18 protein-coding genes are annotated in these 17,288 nt (G+C 46.3%); 13 read left to right on the top strand and 5 right to left on the bottom strand.

Going from position 1 to position 17,288, the window contains the following annotated elements; all coding sequences use genetic code 11:
• Positions 1 to 684 precede the first annotated feature (684 nt).
• The gene (locus tag IEY34_RS14450; protein ID WP_189012573.1) at positions 685 to 1,227 is read left to right on the top strand and encodes a DUF3231 family protein; all 543 of its coding nucleotides are present in this window, start codon (positions 685 to 687) and stop codon (positions 1,225 to 1,227) included.
• 95 nt (positions 1,228 to 1,322) lie between these two features.
• Here the strand turns inward: IEY34_RS14450 and IEY34_RS14445 are convergent, their stop codons facing one another.
• Positions 1,323 to 1,505, bottom strand: a complete 183-nt coding sequence (locus IEY34_RS14445) for a hypothetical protein (RefSeq protein ID WP_189012572.1) — start codon at positions 1,503 to 1,505, stop codon at positions 1,323 to 1,325.
• Between the two features lie 261 nt (positions 1,506 to 1,766).
• On the opposite strand from IEY34_RS14445, the gene IEY34_RS14440 reads away from it, so the two are divergent.
• Positions 1,767 to 2,258 (top strand): CcdC protein domain-containing protein, encoded by a 492-nt coding sequence (locus IEY34_RS14440; RefSeq protein ID WP_189012571.1) that lies wholly within the window; start codon positions 1,767 to 1,769, stop codon positions 2,256 to 2,258.
• Positions 2,259 to 2,292: 34 nt separating this feature from the next.
• Here IEY34_RS14440 and IEY34_RS14435 read toward each other — a convergent pair whose 3' ends face one another.
• Complete coding sequence (locus IEY34_RS14435; RefSeq protein ID WP_189012570.1) at positions 2,293 to 3,096, bottom strand: coiled-coil domain-containing protein; 804 nt, start codon at positions 3,094 to 3,096, stop codon at positions 2,293 to 2,295.
• A 245-nt stretch (positions 3,097 to 3,341) separates the two neighbouring features.
• Here IEY34_RS14435 and IEY34_RS14430 point away from each other — a divergent pair, with 245 nt between their 5' ends.
• From IEY34_RS14430 to IEY34_RS14420, 3 genes are all read left to right on the top strand, one after another.
• Positions 3,342 to 4,097, top strand: coding sequence for a GTP pyrophosphokinase (locus IEY34_RS14430; RefSeq protein WP_189012583.1), 756 nt, complete (start codon positions 3,342 to 3,344; stop codon positions 4,095 to 4,097).
• A 71-nt stretch (positions 4,098 to 4,168) separates the two neighbouring features.
• Positions 4,169 to 4,396 (top strand): DNA-binding protein, encoded by a 228-nt coding sequence (locus IEY34_RS14425; protein WP_189012569.1) that lies wholly within the window; start codon positions 4,169 to 4,171, stop codon positions 4,394 to 4,396.
• Between the two features lie 146 nt (positions 4,397 to 4,542).
• Complete coding sequence (locus IEY34_RS14420; protein ID WP_189012568.1) at positions 4,543 to 8,103, top strand: Npt1/Npt2 family nucleotide transporter; 3,561 nt, start codon at positions 4,543 to 4,545, stop codon at positions 8,101 to 8,103.
• Positions 8,104 to 8,156: 53 nt separating this feature from the next.
• Here the strand turns inward: IEY34_RS14420 and IEY34_RS14415 are convergent, their stop codons facing one another.
• Positions 8,157 to 8,534: a hypothetical protein gene (locus IEY34_RS14415; protein ID WP_189012567.1), complete on the bottom strand. Its 378-nt coding sequence runs from the start codon at positions 8,532 to 8,534 to the stop codon at positions 8,157 to 8,159.
• A gap of 283 nt (positions 8,535 to 8,817) precedes the next feature.
• On the opposite strand from IEY34_RS14415, the gene IEY34_RS14410 reads away from it, so the two are divergent.
• The 4 genes from IEY34_RS14410 to lepB all read left to right on the top strand — a co-directional run bounded on the left by IEY34_RS14410 (position 8,818) and on the right by lepB (position 11,401).
• Positions 8,818 to 9,279, top strand: a complete 462-nt coding sequence (locus tag IEY34_RS14410; RefSeq protein WP_189012566.1) for a hypothetical protein — start codon at positions 8,818 to 8,820, stop codon at positions 9,277 to 9,279.
• A 76-nt stretch (positions 9,280 to 9,355) separates the two neighbouring features.
• A complete protein-coding gene (locus IEY34_RS14405) occupies positions 9,356 to 10,132 on the top strand; it encodes a hypothetical protein (protein WP_189012565.1) in 777 nt (258 codons plus the stop codon).
• 71 nt (positions 10,133 to 10,203) lie between these two features.
• Positions 10,204 to 10,806, top strand: a complete 603-nt coding sequence (locus IEY34_RS14400) for a hypothetical protein (RefSeq protein WP_189012564.1) — start codon at positions 10,204 to 10,206, stop codon at positions 10,804 to 10,806.
• Positions 10,807 to 10,843: 37 nt separating this feature from the next.
• Positions 10,844 to 11,401, top strand: a complete 558-nt coding sequence (gene lepB, locus IEY34_RS14395; RefSeq protein ID WP_189012563.1) for a signal peptidase I — start codon at positions 10,844 to 10,846, stop codon at positions 11,399 to 11,401.
• A gap of 60 nt (positions 11,402 to 11,461) precedes the next feature.
• On the opposite strand, the gene IEY34_RS14390 is transcribed toward lepB, so the two are convergent.
• The gene (locus IEY34_RS14390) at positions 11,462 to 12,097 is read right to left on the bottom strand and encodes a response regulator (RefSeq protein ID WP_308423014.1); all 636 of its coding nucleotides are present in this window, start codon (positions 12,095 to 12,097) and stop codon (positions 11,462 to 11,464) included.
• Between the two features lie 161 nt (positions 12,098 to 12,258).
• Here IEY34_RS14390 and IEY34_RS14385 point away from each other — a divergent pair, with 161 nt between their 5' ends.
• The 4 genes from IEY34_RS14385 to pdaA all read left to right on the top strand — a co-directional run bounded on the left by IEY34_RS14385 (position 12,259) and on the right by pdaA (position 16,275).
• The gene (locus IEY34_RS14385) at positions 12,259 to 13,809 is read left to right on the top strand and encodes a sensor histidine kinase (protein WP_189012562.1); all 1,551 of its coding nucleotides are present in this window, start codon (positions 12,259 to 12,261) and stop codon (positions 13,807 to 13,809) included.
• Positions 13,802 to 14,230, top strand: a complete 429-nt coding sequence (locus IEY34_RS14380; protein ID WP_189012561.1) for a response regulator — start codon at positions 13,802 to 13,804, stop codon at positions 14,228 to 14,230. The genes IEY34_RS14385 and IEY34_RS14380 overlap by 8 nt, the downstream gene beginning before the upstream one ends.
• Positions 14,227 to 15,348 (top strand): HD-GYP domain-containing protein, encoded by a 1,122-nt coding sequence (locus IEY34_RS14375; RefSeq protein WP_189012560.1) that lies wholly within the window; start codon positions 14,227 to 14,229, stop codon positions 15,346 to 15,348. The genes IEY34_RS14380 and IEY34_RS14375 overlap by 4 nt, the downstream gene beginning before the upstream one ends.
• 174 nt (positions 15,349 to 15,522) lie before the next feature.
• A complete protein-coding gene (pdaA, locus tag IEY34_RS14370) occupies positions 15,523 to 16,275 on the top strand; it encodes a delta-lactam-biosynthetic de-N-acetylase (RefSeq protein ID WP_189012581.1) in 753 nt (250 codons plus the stop codon).
• Positions 16,276 to 16,336: 61 nt separating this feature from the next.
• Here the strand turns inward: pdaA and IEY34_RS14365 are convergent, their stop codons facing one another.
• A complete protein-coding gene (locus IEY34_RS14365) occupies positions 16,337 to 17,260 on the bottom strand; it encodes a peptidyl-prolyl cis-trans isomerase (RefSeq protein ID WP_189012559.1) in 924 nt (307 codons plus the stop codon).
• Positions 17,261 to 17,288 lie beyond the last annotated feature (28 nt).

Here is a 17,288-nt window from a genome sequence, read left to right as displayed (position 1 = left end):
TATTCCTAAGAATCCGCAGTGTGATCTCCACTCTACAAAAACAAGCTCGCCCAATTTTCGACTCTCTTTTCCGTGCATTTCGGGGGCAATTTATTTTCAACTAACTGATACCTAAGTAGTTACAAAATCATTCGGAATACCATGATGATGAATACGATACATTCGTCTTACATCGGGCGAGTAAGCAGCTTTTATTCCACACTCGGTCTGCTGCTGCGCCTTTTGTTGTTATTTTCTTTTACAACTTTGGTTGATCGGAGCGGAACACTTCCGCTCATCGGATTTGTTGCTGTGCTCTCTTTGATTAGCTTAACAGCGCTAATTTGGATTCATCGCAGTTCACCCCTACAGGAGTTCTTGATCTCTGAACCTGCAGTTCCTAACGCTAAAATGTAGACAGGGGCATTAGTCGACTACATTGTGGAGGAAGCAGCGCGATCAACGAATCGAAAAGAATATCAAAAGGTATGTCGAATTATCACTCAACTGATCAAAGCAGGTGGGGGAGCTCAGGCAGAGAAGGTCATCCAGCAATTCCGCCTTGCTTATCCGAATAGATCTGCTTTCATGGATGAACTCCAAAAGATTAAGGTTTAATTGCATCACGCTAGTCATACAACCCAACAGCTATTAATAAAATATGGGGCTATTGGGGAGTATAACTAGCAAAAAGGAGTTGCGAACATGAATATACTGGAGGTACTTAATGATGCGATTAAGCCGTTTCTGGATGGCGAAAAGCCGCCTTTAAATGTCGGAGAGGTCATGAATCTTTGGTTTTACTTGACCGCAACGGAACAAACCATGCGCGGTGAACAGACATCATTTAATATTGCACTGGATCCTGAACTTAAGGAAAAACTGCAACAAGTTATCAACGATGTTCATCGCCCGATATTTGAGGAATTGATCGCGTTTTTAAATGCAGAGGGTGTCCCGTTCACCGAGCCATCGCGGGATAAACCGGTTGGGGATTTTCGAAGTATTCCAGAAGGCTCCCGGTTATCAGATGAGGAAATTGCCAGTCTGCTCAGCTTCAATCTTGTGCTAGGTATGAATTATGCTTGTCGGGGATTGACTGAGGCTGTACGACCGGATGTAGCTGCAATGTTTGCTAAGTTTCAGATGAAGAAGTTGACGTTCGCCATAACGTTTAAGGATCTATTGATAAGAAGAGGGTGGCTTAAAACGCCCCCATATTTTAAATCGGAAGCACCTGTTAGGTAGGGTTATTTCATGAACAAGTTTCACCGTATTTCTAGCCACTTCTTTTATTAAAAGGAGGTGGCTTTGTTTGCTTGCATAAAAACGAGAGGCAGTTGTTATTGAGGATTGGCGAGGATGGTCCCGTGCAACCATTCAAATTCATACTCAAATTGTGTGGTGGAGCTATAAAGTTCTGGTGAGTAAGGAGGCACGACATGGCTGTGATTCTCTGTTGCACCAACACCTAAAGCAGATAGGGATAATATACAAACAAATCCAACAAATATTTTTGCTGTCATAGTTCGATGCCTCCGTCACAACAAGATAGCTTCATTGTAAGGTGGATATGTAACTGGAGTATTATCTCTAAGTAAATAATATATTTACAAAGGAGAGGTGGGCTTTCCTTTGTGGAGAGCCCTGGCCACATCCGCCTTAAGACGGACTAGGGGTTCTTGCTCTGGTCTGATTGCATCTCAGCACAAATACGCTAAAATAAATTCAGGAGAAATTGAAGCGGGCTCTTTGGCTGCCATCTGAGAAATGAAAGGGAAGATCACATGAATGTTGAAACGTTGATTGGCTATGGGATTGGTGCTGTCATTATCATATTGGTTATCTGGCTTCGAACGCGCGGCAAAAGCCGGCCTATTCGCAACAAGGGGATTGGCATGCTGACCCCTGTCGTGCTCTTGCTGGTTGTATTTGGCTTCTCGATCAGTTCGTTAACGCATATACCAGATCATCCGTTTCATCTGCCGGCATTATGGGAAATATTGTGCGCAGGTGTTCTGGGAGTTGGATTAGGCAGTATCATGCTCTATCACACAGGGTACGAGAAGCGTGAGGATGGACTTGTGTATGCCAAGAAAAATAAGAACTTTAAATATGTGCTCATCGCGATTATCGTCCTTCGAGTCGCTTTATCCCAATATTTTAAAAGCCTGGACTATACAGAGTTCACTTTGCTTACGATGGTGATGGCCTACTTGTATATCTGTGTTTGGCGGATTGGAAGTTTCCTGAAATATCGCAGGGTCGCTAATTTTTAACGCAGGCACCATTTCGGTGCCTTTTTTTATCCGGCTAATTCATTTGCAATTGGATCGCCGCCAGCGTTTCACTGACCGTAGATTCCAGTTTAAAGATTTTTTGCTCCTCCTCAATGATTTGGCGCGATAGCGAGACCATGGAGGATAGAGAGTTCTGTACCCCAGTCGGGTCTGACTTCTTGGCTGCTTGTTTAAATGCGCTCCATGTGGAAGATAGACTGTTTTGCGTTGCTTTGATAGCCCCTTGCTTAGCTTTGATTTGAGCATTTATTGGATCGATATCATCCAGGCGCTCGCGGATTTTTTTGGCCGCTTGGGCAGCACTGTCTTTGGCGGTTTTGTGGATCTTCACTTTGGCGGCAATATCGGCACGCGCGAATCCGACGGGGATTTTGAGTGCGGTGGTTTGAATGCGGAGCAGCGCGTTTAAGCTTCTGCTTTTAAAAGAGCGGGCCGCTTCAATCTGTTTATTTAAAGCGGTATATCGGGATAATAAGGGCTTGTGCCGTTCTCTTGCTTGTAAGACATCAGCTTCCAAGCTAGCGATTTTAGCATCGTCGATCTCTTTGCTTTGCTTATTAACGGCTGCCGCGGTATCTTTATTTCGGCTGTGCAGCGAGTCGATCTTGCTCTCCCAGTTTTGATCTTGCTTTTGAAGGTTCAGGAATTCGGTGTGTAAAGATTGAATGGTTCGGGCTTGGATTTGCGAAGCACTCGCAATAGTTTTGTCCAGTGAGGTTTGAATCGTGGATGTGAATTCAATGGAGGCGGCGGCGACTTCTGTGGGGAGCGCTGAGGCGAGGGCAAGAGCGGTGAGCAGCACGATATAATTTTTCAATGAAATCCTCCTTCGAATGGGGAAATGGTGAGGAATACGACAAAAAAGCACCAGCAAGACAGGCAGTTGGCCTGATCCTACGGGTGCTTCCGACGTAAGTATTCGCTCAAAATAGATTAGTTGTACTATACCAAGACATCCAAAAAGTGTCAATACGAACGCCAAATTTGCTCCAAGTGAACCCGGTGCTTTACACTAGGTAAGACTGGTAAAATAACCATGACCAAAGGATGGAACAACTAATGATGAATCAACTTTCTATAAATGATTTGAAAACTTTCAAAAATGATATTACCCGTTTCATGATGACGTACAAATTCGCTCTGGATGCGATGGAGACACGGGTAGAAATTCTGGTGCAGGAATTCGAAATGCTGCATGAATATAATCCGATTGAGCATACGAAATCCAGGTTGAAATCGCCGGAAAGCATTTTTCATAAGCTGAGTCGCAAGGGCGGCGACTTTTCATTTTCTGGGATTAAAGACAGCATTAAAGATATTGCCGGTATGCGGATTACGTGCTCGTTCATCTCCGATATTTATGTGATTAGCAATATGCTCAAAAACCAAGGAGACCTAAAGGTACTAGGAGAAAAAGACTATATTAAACATCCGAAACCGAACGGCTATCAAAGTTTGCATTTGTTAATTGAAGTCCCCGTACATATGTCTGATCGGAAAGAAAATGTATGCATTGAGGTTCAAATTCGCACCATTGCGATGGATTTCTGGGCGAGTTTGGAACATAAAATTTACTACAAATTTAATCAAGGCAATCAAGCGGTGCCCGGCAGGCTATTGGATGAATTGAAGCAAGCAGCCGGGGCTGCGTATGCGCTGGATCTGCAAATGGAAAGACTGCATGCCGAAATCGAAGTGATCAAGGAAGAGATGACGTCAACAGCGGATGAAACCCTCAACCGGATCGTTATAAACAACCAGCAGTTTGCGCTGCCGCAGGCTTTGCTGGAACTTTTAAGCGATGGCGATTCCCAATAATTCCTCCGCCCGCAAAGAGTTGATTTTTGTGGTATAATACAAGGATCGGACTAGAAGGGTGTTGCGAGCACATGCAGGTATTTGAAGATTGGAATCAAAAAGTGAAGTCAACGTTCAACGCTACAAGCAATGAAGTTGTTTTAACGGTGATGGAAGCAGGGGAATATTTGGGTCTTACCAAAGATCAAATGAAACTCTACGTGGACAAAAATAAGTTGACCAAGGTGCCGATCATGAGAAGTGTGCACCGCTATCTGCTGCTCAAAAGCGAGATCGATGAAATCATCGGAAAATCATGAAAGTCGGTATGAAGTGAAGGACACCTCCTTGGGAGCGTGTCTTTTTTTATGTGATTTATTCGGCAAAGTAGTTATTTTATCCTAGGACTTCTGATACAATTTCAATTAGATGGAAGATGATCGTTGATTCTAAGATGAGGTGTAAAATGAACGGTGTATGGTCAGGGAAGTTCTACAAAACATTTTTGCATAAATTCACAGAGGATAAGGTGGAATACAGCAAGGTATTCCTGTTGTTTGCTTATTTATTTTGTGTCGTGTCGGCATCCACGATTGGCCGGACAGCGGCAGATACGCTCTTTTTAAGCCGATTTGATAATTCGTATCTATCTTTGATGTATTTGCCGCAAGCTCTTGTCATGATTACCGCAGGCATCCTGTTTCAGCGGTTCTCGCCTAAAGTGCGGCTTGAGAGCCTCATGAAGACCTTAATTCCGCTTATTTCGGCATTGGTATTAGTTTCGAGATTCGGTGTAGGGCTTGAGCTGCGCTGGGTATTTCCGGTCATCTATATCGGTTATGATGTGTTTAATTTCCTCATGATCGTATGTTTCTGGCAGTTCGCGACCTCTGTCATGGATCAAAGGAAAGCGAAGCAGATGATTGGGATTGTCGGAAGCGGGGGCATTACAGGCGGCATTCTCAGTGGTTTTGGACTAAAAGCGCTCGTCCCGCTCGTCGGCACGGCGAATCTGATTTATTTCTATGCAGGCTTGCAACTGCTTGGTTTGGCTGCGGTATATGTTATTTTACGAGTGGCCAAAGAGGCGGCAGAAAGCAAACCTGCGCAGCCGAAATCAACAGCAAAGCCGAAGCAGGTGGATCAGCAGAAAAAAGGCCTCTTCGCGAGCGTCCCGCATTTGAAATATGTCGCTATTTTGTCGGCGGCTCTGGTGGTCTCGCTTACGCTCATTGATTATCAATTCAAGGTCATCTTGCGAGGGACTTTGCAGAATGAAGCATTGGCTGGGTTTATGGGAAGTTTCTACGGGTTTTCGGGGTTGATCGCCTTAGGTGTTCAATTATTTATCTCCGGGCGAATTCTGACGCGATTCGGTGTGATGACGGCACTGCTTATTTTTCCAATTGCACTGCTGACCGGCAGTTTGGGCATTTTGATTGTGCCCGTGTTGGCTATGGCTGTTGTGGTAAAAGGCAGTGATAAGGTCATCGGCGACACGATATATTCCTCTGTCAGTCAATTGGTGATGTTCCCAGTTCCTCCGGAATGGCGCGGCAAAGCGAAAGGATTCCTGGACGGCATTGTGCGGAATGGCGCCAAAGGTCTTGCGGCGGTCTGCCTGCTTGTCGTTTCCCGCTTTCTAGCTCCCGAGCAGCTGAGTTATCTTGTTCTCGTGTTATTGGCGGTTGGGATTTTTGCCGGAGTGAAAGTGAAAAAAGCGTACTTAAGCACGCTGCTTTCCAACCTTAAGACGGGAGGCGACGATCTCCAAAAGGTCGAGCTCAACTTGATGGACCCTGCGAGTCGGCAAATTCTGATTGACGCGCTTTCTAGTATGGACAAGCAGCAGGCGCTGTATGCGTTTGGCCTTTTACGGGAGATGGACGCTTTGGATCTGACGCCTTATTTGGACGGGCTGCTGCGGCATCCGATTCCCGAACTCTGTCTGGAAGCCTTGACTTATATCGAGCAAAAGGTACCTGATGGCTTTGAAGCGGCTCTGCAATCTCTGACCGCGGATGCCAACACCCAGATTAAAGCGAAAGCTTTGCTAGCGCTGGCCGCTTATGCGAAAGAGGAGTATGTGGATGAGATTACAGCTCACCTGGATTCTCCGCTGGTTGATGTCCAAGCTGCCGCGATTGCCGGATTAGTGAAGTATTACAGCATTGAGGGGATGTTCCGGGCTGTTGGCAAGTTGAAAGAAATGATGGAGAGCGGGAAGGATGAGGAGCGCATCGCGATGGCTGCTTTGTTCGGCCAAATTCGGGTGAAAAACTTCTACAAGCCGCTTATTTCGCTGCTGCAGGACAGCAGTCCGCAAGTTCGTATAAGAGCACTGGAATCCGCGGCGATTCTGCACGTTCCTCCATTGCTGATATCGATTATTAGCTTGTTGAAAGACAGCCAAACCCGCCGTTACGCGATTAGCGCACTGGCGGCTTACGATGAGGAAGACGTCCTGCCTAAGCTGGCGCCCTATTTGGACCAGAAGGAAGTCGCTTTGTATCTACCGGCTGTATTCGAACGATTTGCTACGCAGTCGGCCTTTGATCAGCTATTCGCTTCCTATGAGTCGGCTGCTTATGAGATGCGTGACCGGATGCTCGAATCATTGCTTCGCATGCAGCGAAGAAGCTCTTATGTGGATCGCCAGAAAACCGAGGCTTATCTCTTGCAGGAGCTGCACGTATATGGACAATTTGCGGAACATGGTGCCTGCTTGGTTGGGGTGGAGGACTATGCGGACATCAAGGATATCATCAATGAAATTCGAGTTGCGATTAGTCGACGTATCTTTCAACTGCTATCTCTGATCTATGAAGAGCAGACGATGCAAGCTGTGTTCCTGGACTGGTCAGAAGGAGATACGAGGCAGCAGGCGAATGCGGAGGAAGTGATGGACCAGACGCTGCAAGGCAGTCTTCGTACGGAAATGGCGAAATTCATGTCTGGTTCTCGTAAAATAACGCGGAATGCCGCAGCCGATTCGCACCTTGAAGCGCATCTGAGCTGGTTATCCGCACAAGGAGACGACTGGCTCACCCAAACGATCCAGCATCATCGTTTGCGGAAGTTGGGAACTTCACATGATGAAGAACTGGCCGATCTGATGCTTAGGGTACAAATGCTCCGCCCTGTCTCCCTGTTTCAAGGAATGACAAGCAAGGACCTCTCCGAGATTGCTCAAAGGCTTCACCATATGCATGTGCAAAAGGGAACGATCATCATTCAGGAAGGCGATCCTGGGGATTCCTTAATGATTATGGGAAGCGGGCGTGCCAGCGTGTACCGGCAAGGGCAGCTGCTCGGCGAGTTGAAACGCGGAGATTGCTTCGGCGAGATGGCTATTCTGACACAAGGGCCGCGCACGGCGTCGATTAAAGCTGAGGAAGATGTTCACCTATGGAGGCTCGATTCTTCCGTTTTCTATGACATGATGTTCGATCAGACGAGCATTGCGGTTGAAATGATGAAGCTGCTTTCGCGGCGGCTGCGGTCTGAATTGGCGCGAGGCCAACAAGCGAATCCCCGTGAAATGGAGCTTCAGCCGGCCGAATCAGGGGCGGCCGTGGCCCTCGCTATGGCCCATAGGACCGATGAGTTGACCAAGGACGAAGTCCTGCTGCGGCGCATCCTGGTCCTGCAAAAGATTGATCTGTTCACGCATCTGGCACCCGATGATTTCCTGTGGCTTGCGCAGCGGGTTGATGAGGTTGCTTATGGACCCGGTGAAACGGTATGCCGAACGGGCGATTTCGGCGATACCATGTATGGCATCATTGAAGGGCGTATCCGGGTGCATAGTGGTAGTGAAGAGTACGCCGTTCTAGGGGAAGGGGACTTCTTCGGTGAGATGGCTATCATCGACAGCGGACCTCGTTCCGCCGATTGCACGGCAAAGGAAGGAGCCGTCCTGCTTGAGCTTCATCGCGACCAGGTCATGACCTTCTGTTTCCAGAATATCGATGTCCTGCGAAGCATGATGCGCGTTATCGCGGATCGACTGAGAGGCATGATTTAACATAAAGGGGCAGCCCACACGTAGATTTCTCTGCGTGTGGGCTGCCCCTTCATCTATAGCGCATAGACACTTCTAACAATAATCTCGGGCAGTTCATCTCGCTGTGCCTGATATTGTGCAGGTGTAATGCTGCCGCTGGATAGCCGTTCTTTCAACAGTTCGGTTAACTCAGCTAGTTGAAGTTCAATAACCTTCTGGACATCAACCTGATTGGCTGCGGCAATGTCAGCCAGCGACTGCCCGTTATATTGCGCCTTGTAGATATCGTCATCTGAGGATACTCCTAAGACTTGTAGCAGATCCTCTTTTATGGGCTTAGTATGTTGTTTGTTAGTTATCGGGTTTGCATAAGCCGAGTGCGTCCAAGTCGTTCCACCCATACTTAACGTGATGGCGACGGTGCTGGCCATAAGCATTTGTTTCGTGTTCATTGTATCCTCTTTTCTACTATTCAAACGATTCGTCATCCTCACATAGCGTATGCTTATCTATATTCAGACGGATGCGAAGTGGTATGGGGCTATATACCTTATTAACCAAGTTGGATGCTTTTGAATCAAAATAAGTACTGATCTGGTACGAAAGTCTACCGCGAACCCCTGCGAAGGTGGCAGATATAAATTACCCTAAAGGACGAAGTCACAAATCGGATGACGGGATACAATAGGTTTGTAAGCAAGCGCAACGCAAGAAACAAGGAGGCAGGGCAGCACGATGAATCGTTTGAAACGCAAAGTGATGATGGTTTCATTGAGCCTCTCGACATGTCTGGTCATTGGTACGGCTTACGCCTACTCAGATGTAAGTACGCCTTTACAGAATTGGTACAAAACGCGTTCCCAACAGGGAATGAGCGAGATTAACATCAAAGCCCAGCAAGAATTGACCGTAGCTGGACAATCCTTGAAAGCATCGGCGCAAGACAAGATCTCCAAGACCACTGCCAATCTGAATAAGATGGCGGATGACACGAGTCATCGAACAATCGATCACATTGAAGCGGTTAATCAAGCCTATGTGAGTCAAATCGAGAGATCAGCCAAGGAACTTGTTGAGACTAGAGCTGCAACCGATTTTGACAAGTACGTGAGTACTTCGAAAAGTAACCATGAGCGTGAAGTCGATCAGTTGGCTGCGGAAACGATTCTAGAGCTAACGTCGAAGCTGGGTAAGTAGTCAGTCATTGTGAGTTATGGGTTCACCTATCGTGAACGCAATTTAAAAATAAACCAACTATAAGGGAGATTGATGAATGATGAAAGCATTGAAAAGTAAATTGGCAATTGGTGTAATCGCAACAGGTTTAGTGGCAGGTATGGGAACAGCTTTCGCAGCAACAGACGCTGGTGGCCAACTTCAAAGCTGGTACAACACAGCAACATCGGCAACAAAAGCACTTGTAGCTGGGGACGTTGCAGGTTTCGTAGCTGCTAACAAAGATAAACTGGTCTCCGATTACAAAGCCATCAATAACGGAGCAGTCAACGATGTGAAAACAGCAGGAACAACAGAAACAGGCCGTGTACAAGGCTCCATCAATGGTCAAGTAACTGCTTACTCCACGGCAATTGACGCTAAGAACACAGCTATCAAAAACGGTATGGCAGGCGAGTACGACAATGTTGTAAGTGGCGCTAACTTCGTTAACAATGTAGCGGTTGAAATTGCTGGTAAAGTTGGCGAAGCCGACATCAAGCATGATGTGAATGCTCAAGGAGCTTCTTCCCTAAGCAGCTTGAACTCCGCTGTAGCTACAACGCAAAATCAAGCAGCTACTACTTTGACTGCCAAAATCGAAGCTACAAAAGCAGAATTGAACGCTTTGCTTGCTGCTGAAAGAACTGCGGCTTCCCAAGAAATCAAAGATAACATTGCAAAGAAAGTAGCTGACAAATTGGCTGAGCTTCAAACGCTTGCTGATGCTTTGGAAGCAGCTAACAAGAAAAGCATCTCCGAAAAAGGTGTTTCCCTTGAAACTACTGGCAAAGCAGCTCTTGAAAACATCGTTCTTGACGGATTCAAAAAATAATAAGTAAAATAGGCCCCGGAAACGGGGCCTCCATCTTACTTTATCACCTATAAAGAAAAGGAGGAATCACGATGATCACCAGAAATGAAAAGCAACGTAAGGTGAAATCCAAACGGATTGTCGCAGCTGGAATTGTTTCTTTAACGGTCATTCTTACGGCATCAGCCGGAGTTTCCTATGCGGATATTGATCTTGCCGGTACAATGGCTTCTTGGTTTAATAAGAAAACAGAGCAAGTCATTCAGAATTTAGACCAGTCCATGAAGTCTGAGACGGATGTGCAGAAGGAATTGTTGAAGAAAGAATTGCAGGTTCGACTCGAAGCATCTGCTAGAAATCTGGAGTCTTTCACAGAGGAGCAGAAGAAGATCCATGTTCAAGCGCTGGCGCAATATACACAAGCCTTGCTAGCTCAAACGAATGTTAGAACAGAGCAGGACCGTCAACAGATAACGGATAAGCTTCAATTGATTCTGGATAGCGCGAAGTCGGCTATGGATACATTAGCAGGCAGCTACGTGCCCCCGGCGCAAATATTCGCACCGAGTCCCCCTGTCATAGTTGCTCCGCCAGTGCCAATACCGACACCAAAACCACCCGCTGTTACGGATGACGTCTACGGGAATCAATTACCAACGCCAACTGTAGTGAATGTAACATATACACAACAATAAACGAATAATAGAAGCTGTAGAGGATGGGAATTGAATCATGACAGATGAGAGTTTGGGACTAAGGCAATCGGTTGTTAAGAAAAAAAGTGACTTCTGGGGCTGGGTAAAATTCATTTTGCTCTTAGCTTTAGCCTTTATATTGATTAATAACATGATTGGGCTTACGAGAGTTTCAGGTAACTCGATGTACCCCACCCTGCAGAATGGCAATATTCTATTTATGAACAAGCTTTCCTTGTTTTTCTCTACACCGAAGTATGGGGATGTCGTTGTTATTAAGGAAGAGCGCCTCGGCTTCAACATCATTAAGCGTGTGATTGCTGTGGAGGGGGATCGCGTACTCATCCGTGATGGTGTTATCTATGTGAACGAAACGCCGCTGCCTGAGCTATACACCGCAGGTAAATCCGAAGACATGGCCGTTCAGACGGTACCAAGCGGTCATCTGTTCGTTATAGGCGACAATCGGACGCTAGGTGAAAGCAAAGACAGCAGGGACCCCTCACTGGGCCCGGTTCATATCAAAGATGTTAAAGGCTACGCGGAGTTTTCCCTGCTTCCGATGCATCGCATCGCAGAGCCGCTTGACCTCTAACGAACAAAAGATCCAACGGGCTATCCCGACGGATCTTTCTTTGTAGGCAGACATCTTGTTTTATCGCTGCATTTCGAATTGCACAAGCCCCTTGGACAAGGCGTACAAAGCTGCTTGTGTGCGATCGGCTAGTTCTAATTTGGCTAAAACCTGGCTTACGTGCTTCTTGACTGTAAATTCGGTAATGAAGAGGGCGCTCGCGATTTCTTTGTTGGATCGCCCCTTGCCAAGTGACATCAGCACCTCAAGCTCTTTGGGAGTAAGTTCAGATAGATCTTGCTCTTTTTTAGCTTGCTTGTCGTCCATCATAGAACCCATCAAGACCGGATCATAGTATTTACGTCCGCGGGCAACGACTTCTACGGCATATAACAAATCTTCAGGAAATGCTTCTTTGAGGCAGATACCTTCAATCTGCATGGACTGAGCCAATTGGAGTTCACTGCGTGTGACCGACGAGGTTAAGATCATATATTTGCAAGTATGTCCCGCTCGGCGGGCTGCCTGGATGAAATCCAAGCCATTTTCATTCCCTAAGTTTAAATCGACAAGAACAAGGTCAGGTTGTGTACGCTCCATAAGTGCGAGAGCCTCCCTAGAATTGGTGGCTTCCCCCACAACATTCATCGATTGGCCAGATGAGACAATGGAGCAGATCCCTTTGCGAACAAGGGGATGGTCATCAAGGATAATCATATTAATCAAGCTGGTTCCCTCCAGAGCGATCTTATCTATGGTATACTGAAATAGTGCTAAATGCCTATTACTAAGTGCCTATTCGCTTCATTGAAATTCATTGTATAACAAAATAAGTCGAAAAACCATTAAGAATACATTAAGTTTAGGAGCAGTTGTGCATGTCCTTACAGAATAAAACAAGCTTATATTTATTTTTGGGCTGCAGATGGGTGCTGCTGCTCATTGGTCTATTGGTTTATACCAATTCCAGTGGAGTATCTCCCGGACTGTTGTTAGTAGCGGTGCTTTTCCAAACGATATACAGCTTGGTGCATCTGGATAAAATGCGAAGGAAATGGGCTTTCATCGCGGCCACAGCCGATATTCTTTTTGGTTTTGTGATTCTGTGGCTAACTGGCGGGCTGTCTAGTCCATTCTTGTTCTATAGTTTTACTAGTCTTGGGATGATCAAACGATTTGTGACGTGGAAGCAGTACTACACAATTTCACTTTGCTATGTACTCTTACTGCCCACTGTATTTGCGCTAATATTCTCCACTTCTATATATGATTATGTGATTGCGCATTTTGATTATGGTTTTGTTGTCTTTGCTTTCTATTGTGCAGTAGGTCTCGTGCACTATGCTCTGCAAAGTTTGCGCAAGCAGTATCGCAAGTTCGTCATGATTTATTCCACAGGTCGTGGAGGCCTGAAGCCTTTTCAACAAAGATCCGTACATCAAGTGGAAGAACTGCTTAAGAAGGTACTGGACGATCGTGAAGTCATTCTATGTATCGATCAAGCTGGTCCTTATAAAAAAATACAGAGCTGGAAGCATACCTATTTTACGAATTATATGAAACAAAATAAGCCGCCCAGCGAGAAAATGTATAGGAATCTGCCTTCCCCAACGGGTGAAGTTTTACCACTATATATACAAACGCTTGTGGACAGGGATAGTCATACCTATGGCTGGTTATTAGTCAGAGCGGGAAAAAACGAATTAACAATTCTGCATAAAATATATATGCAATTCATTCTTACGAAGCTGGAAGCCTTTCATTTCACGAACGAAGAATTGCAGGATGCCGAAGAAACAGCTGTAGCTATAGAGCGAAATACGATTGCTCAGAATATTCATGACGGTATCACACAGGAGTTATTCTTTATTTCAATTCAGCTATTCCAACTAAAGAATGTGCTTCCTTCCGACGCGCGTGAGGCTGTGCTTCCTTATGTGACGGAAATCGAGAAAAAAGTGAAAGAAAGTCATAGGGATATTCGCCAATTCATTACTGAGCTTAAGGATGAGAAGCGGAAGTTTAATCTCCATCATGCGATTGAGAAGCTGCTTTACCGTGTTACGGAACATACGGATGTGAAGCCGCAATTCGAGAATGTCGGATGGGTAGCGTACGAACAGCTTGATATCGAAGAAGCTATTTATCATCTGGTGGAAGAAGCGGCCAACAATGTGATTAAGCATGCGCAAGCCAAACACATTCACGTCAAAATTGAGGTTACAAGTGTGCAATGGACAATTACGGTGAAGGATGACGGTGTCGGCATGAACAAAACGGATGCTTACCAGGAGGGAAAATTCGGTTTGGGCGGCATGGAGAAGCGGATTAAAGCTTTGAATGGCACGATCTCTTTTCACTCTGAACAAGCTAGGGGAATGACCGTTACAGCGCACATTCCTCGTGAAAGGAGTATGGCCTATGTATAAGGTAGTGATTGCTGACGACCGCTCAATTGTACGAGAGGGGTTGCACATTTTGCTTCAAAGCTGTGGGGAATACGCCATAACGGGTGAGGCTACGAATGGCAAGGAAGCTATTGAGCAATCACTTGCTTTGGCGCCTGATCTTCTTTTGACCGATTTGAAAATGCCGGGGATATCGATTATTGATGGGGTCAAGACATTGAAGGATACCTATCCAGCTATGAAAATTATTATCTTAACCGCATTTGATGAAAGTGAAGATATTTATCGTGCAATTAAAGCCGGGGTTGATGGTTACTTGATGAAGGATACGAGCCCAGAAGTTATTTTATCTGTGATCGATGATGTCATGAAAGGGGCTTCTATTTTTCAACCGAAAGAGAACCGAGCAGACGATTCCGGTATAAGGAGGAGTATGTTATGAAAGTGTTGCAGCGCTTAGCAGGGCAGTCGGCAGATCAATTGATGATGGCGATGATAGGCGGTATGGCCCTGATTTGTGCACTGAGTGGTTTATTCTATTGGGCATTGATCGGGAACTCAGAATCCAAGCTATATATGATGACTTCCTTTACGGTTGCTTTATTCGCTTGGGGGATGTATGGAATTCAGAAGCGAATGCCCAAGGAGAGCCCTTATTCAAAGCTGATTGCGCCCTCCCTCATTTTTCTTGTCGTTGTCGTTACCACACTATATAATCCAATGGCGCTGCAGCAAATGTGGGTTGCGTTGATTTTCTTCCCGATCATGCTTAGTTTACTTGTAGATTTTCGCACCTATCTATATGGGATTGCGATATTCCTACTGTATTTCACTATCTTCCATATATTCGGTCCAACAACAGTGAACATTGAGGGGTTATCGCCGGTAATTGCGGCAACTACCAAAGCGGTTTATGCCCTTGGCGCGATGATTCTTGGCGGAATTATCAGTCTAACCTTTCAGCAGCATAAAAAGCGAGTTGAAGCCATTGCATTCGAGCAACAGAAGCAGCAGGTTATCAACATCCTGCAGTGTTTTATTCCGGTTGGAGAACGAAAGACCCAGACTTCGCGTAAAGAAATCGGAGATATGAGCGCTCTGCTGAAAGCGCTTGTGAAGGAATATGGCGGTCTTCGTGTTCAGGATTGGGAGATTGATTTGCTGGCTTTGCTGCATTTTGTAAGTAGAGTGAAGCTGCCTGATTATATGTTTGAGAAGGAAGGGAAGCTATCGGAGTTCGAGTTTGAGGTAGTTCAGGAGCACTGCTTTATGGCCAGGGAATTGTGCGAGGGCATACCTGACTTTCAAGAGGTGGAGAAGGCTTTCCTGTATCATCATGAAAAGGTTGACGGTACTGGTTATCCGTATCAGTTATCGGGGAATCAGATTCCTCTTCTTTCGCAAATGCTTGGTCTCGTTGAAGTTTTTCTGGCTTTAACAACACCGCGGTCATACCGAGAAGAGATGCCTCCGCGGGAAGCGTATGAGGAGATTCGAAAGCTTGTCGGCAAGTCTTTTCGCGGAGATATTGTAGACGCTTTCGGCAAAGTTATTGATTAAGCTGAAGTGTCTATTGTGGGGAAATGAGAAATATCCAGTATTACCCTGCGGTACTCACTCCTGCTCCTCACATAATCACCGTCTAAAATGTGGCATATTAGTAACAGCCTAGTCCGCTGTAACCAATCACAAAAGGCAAGGAGTGAGTCTGCAACCGTGAACTACATTCGTATCATGACCCTCGTGCTTGCGATGCTGTTAGGGCAAGCGACGTTGGTATCCGCCGACGGTTCCTACCATTTCGGCTTCAAGAAAAGCGCGAATGGACAGCGCCCATCGATTGACGAGGAAGGTTTCAAAGGTCTTTTGCAGCAGCATGCCGCTATCTTTACAGGCGATCTCACCGTCAAAGAATTGTACTTAACCTTCGATAACGGGTACGAGCAAGGGTATACAGGCAAGATTTTGGACGTTCTGAAGGAGAAGCAAGTACCGGCCATTTTCTTTGTGACGGGGCATTACATCAAGACGGAGCCCGAGCTGCTGAAGCGTATGGCGCAGGAAGGTCACTTGATTGGCAACCATTCCTGGAGTCATCCGGACATGAGCCAAATCTCCGCTGAGCGTATCCGCAAAGAGCTGGATCAAGTGAAGGAAGGCGTCGGCGCGATGACCGACCAGAAGGAAATGCGCTATCTGCGCACGCCGCGGGGGATCTTCAACGGCCGATCGTTAGCCGTCAGTCAGCAGCTTGGCTACACGAATGTGTTCTGGTCTGTGGCCTACCGCGACTGGGAGCCTAAGCAGCAGAAAGGCTGGCAGTACGCCTACAAGAACGTGATGGCTCAACTTCATCCGGGCGCCGTTATTCTCCTGCACTCGGTATCCAAAGATAATACCGAAGCACTCGCCAAAATCATTGACGATGCCAAGAGCCAAGGGTACGAGTTCAAGAGTCTCGACCAGATGAAGACACATACGCCATGAAAAAAGGAGGTCCCGCGCGCGAATGCGGGACCTCCTTTTCAGATTAAGTTAAGGGAATTGCCTATTTCTTAGTCAAATAATTCTCTACCGTCGATTTGCCTTTCTGCTCTTCCAGCCAACTCGAAGCCAGCGTAGACAATTTTTCATCGGTTAAGATCTGTTTGATCGATTCTTTTTTCTCCTCTAGCGTAGGTGTCGCAGCCATTTTATGATCGGTTACTTTAATAATGTCATATCCTGTGCTGGTCGGAATCGGGTCACTGGTAGCACCCACCTTCATAGCGAAGGCAGCCGTCTCGAACGCGGCATCTGCACTGCCCTTGGCGATATAACCAAGCTCGCCGGATTTGTCTTTGGTTGCGGTATCCAGCGATTTCTCCTTGGCTAAGGCAGCGAAGTCGCCTCCCGCTTTCAATGCCGCTACGAGGGCATCGGCCTCTTCCTTGGTTGCAACAGCAATATGGGAAACTTGTACCTGTTCAGGTGTTTTCAAAGATTCCAGATTCGCATCATAGTACTTTTTAATATCATCATCAGTAATTGTCACTTGAGGAGCTAATATTTTCTTGAGCAGGACCTGCGTTTTCATATTCTTTTTCAAATCGTCGAGGGTCATGCCGTAGGATGTAAGAGCTTGCTGGAACTCTGTGTCAGATCCATACGAGCTTTGGACTTTGGTTAGTTCGGCTTGAATATCAGCATCCGTTACCTGAATGCCGGATTTTTGGCTTTCCTGATTAATAAGCTCCTCTGTAATTAAAGTGTCCAATGTCTGGTTGCCGCCCGTAGCCAGCATCGCATCATAGAGCTGTGAGCTGCTTATGGTGACCCCGTTGACTTTGGCTACAGCCGTACCGGCGGCCATTGCCGTGGACCCCTCAACTTTCTTCAATGGAGGATAAATCAGGACATAAGCGATCATGCTGAGCAGCAGCAGGGTGCTTACCCATTTCCATGTGCCGTTCGTTTTTATATGAGTATTCATCTATACGTTGCTCCCTTCAATGCGGTTG

It is taken from the genome of Paenibacillus marchantiophytorum, from assembly GCF_014640555.1.
Classification (GTDB): Bacteria; Bacillota; Bacilli; order Paenibacillales; family NBRC-103111; genus Paenibacillus_E; species Paenibacillus_E marchantiophytorum.
This window is presented reverse-complemented; position numbering and strand designations above follow the sequence as displayed.

Bases quoted from the DNA above. Each gene is read 5' to 3' on its own strand.
- IEY34_RS14430 (WP_189012583.1), top strand. From the start codon at position 3,342: ATGAATCAACTTTCTATAAATGATTTGAAAACTTTCAAAAATGATATT.
- IEY34_RS14390 (WP_308423014.1), bottom strand. From the start codon at position 12,097: ATGATTATCCTTGATGACCATCCCCTTGTTCGCAAAGGGATCTGCTCC.
- IEY34_RS14445 (WP_189012572.1), bottom strand. From the start codon at position 1,505: ATGACAGCAAAAATATTTGTTGGATTTGTTTGTATATTATCCCTATCT.
- IEY34_RS14440 (WP_189012571.1), top strand. From the start codon at position 1,767: ATGAATGTTGAAACGTTGATTGGCTATGGGATTGGTGCTGTCATTATC.
- IEY34_RS14420 (WP_189012568.1), top strand. From the start codon at position 4,543: ATGAACGGTGTATGGTCAGGGAAGTTCTACAAAACATTTTTGCATAAA.
- IEY34_RS14410 (WP_189012566.1), top strand. From the start codon at position 8,818: ATGAATCGTTTGAAACGCAAAGTGATGATGGTTTCATTGAGCCTCTCG.
- IEY34_RS14400 (WP_189012564.1), top strand. From the start codon at position 10,204: ATGATCACCAGAAATGAAAAGCAACGTAAGGTGAAATCCAAACGGATT.
- pdaA (WP_189012581.1), top strand. From the start codon at position 15,523: ATGACCCTCGTGCTTGCGATGCTGTTAGGGCAAGCGACGTTGGTATCC.
- IEY34_RS14380 (WP_189012561.1), top strand. From the start codon at position 13,802: ATGTATAAGGTAGTGATTGCTGACGACCGCTCAATTGTACGAGAGGGG.
- IEY34_RS14425 (WP_189012569.1), top strand. From the start codon at position 4,169: ATGCAGGTATTTGAAGATTGGAATCAAAAAGTGAAGTCAACGTTCAAC.
- IEY34_RS14375 (WP_189012560.1), top strand. From the start codon at position 14,227: ATGAAAGTGTTGCAGCGCTTAGCAGGGCAGTCGGCAGATCAATTGATG.
- IEY34_RS14385 (WP_189012562.1), top strand. From the start codon at position 12,259: ATGTCCTTACAGAATAAAACAAGCTTATATTTATTTTTGGGCTGCAGA.
- lepB (WP_189012563.1), top strand. From the start codon at position 10,844: ATGACAGATGAGAGTTTGGGACTAAGGCAATCGGTTGTTAAGAAAAAA.
- IEY34_RS14450 (WP_189012573.1), top strand. From the start codon at position 685: ATGAATATACTGGAGGTACTTAATGATGCGATTAAGCCGTTTCTGGAT.
- IEY34_RS14415 (WP_189012567.1), bottom strand. From the start codon at position 8,534: ATGAACACGAAACAAATGCTTATGGCCAGCACCGTCGCCATCACGTTA.
- IEY34_RS14405 (WP_189012565.1), top strand. From the start codon at position 9,356: ATGATGAAAGCATTGAAAAGTAAATTGGCAATTGGTGTAATCGCAACA.
- IEY34_RS14365 (WP_189012559.1), bottom strand. From the start codon at position 17,260: ATGAATACTCATATAAAAACGAACGGCACATGGAAATGGGTAAGCACC.